The sequence below is a fragment of the Marinifilum breve genome, assembly GCF_003202155.1.
GTDB classification, from domain to species: Bacteria; Bacteroidota; Bacteroidia; order Bacteroidales; family Marinifilaceae; genus Marinifilum; species Marinifilum breve.
Map to the genome: position 1 here is coordinate 1 of NZ_QFLI01000205.1, position 352 is coordinate 352.

1 protein-coding gene is annotated in these 352 nt (G+C 46.9%); it reads right to left on the reverse strand.

All coding sequences use genetic code 11. The features are described 5' to 3' along the window. Positions 1-352, reverse strand: a 352-nt coding sequence (locus tag DF185_RS23735; RefSeq protein WP_165836124.1) for a hypothetical protein, incomplete at both ends; no start/stop codon positions are given.

Below are 352 nucleotides of genomic sequence, written 5' to 3' on the forward strand. Positions count from 1 at the left end.
CCAGACTAAAGTCCGTCACAGTTTGATCATCTGTATTATCCAGATAAGAACTCAAATCAACGGTACCCCCATCTTCCAGAGTCAGTACATTCCCAGACAAGCTCAGGACCTGGTCATCCGTTCCCGAATTGTTCAGTGCGGAAAGATCCACCGTCTTTGTATTCCCATCCTCCAGGGATAGGGTCAGGATATTGCTTGAAGCATCCAGACTAAAGTCCGTCACAGTTTGATCATCTGTATTATCCAGATAAGAACTCAAATCAACGGTACCCCCATCTTCCAGAGTCAGTACATTCCCAGACAAGCTCAGGACCTGGTCATCCGTTCCCGAATTGTTCAGTGCGGAAAGATC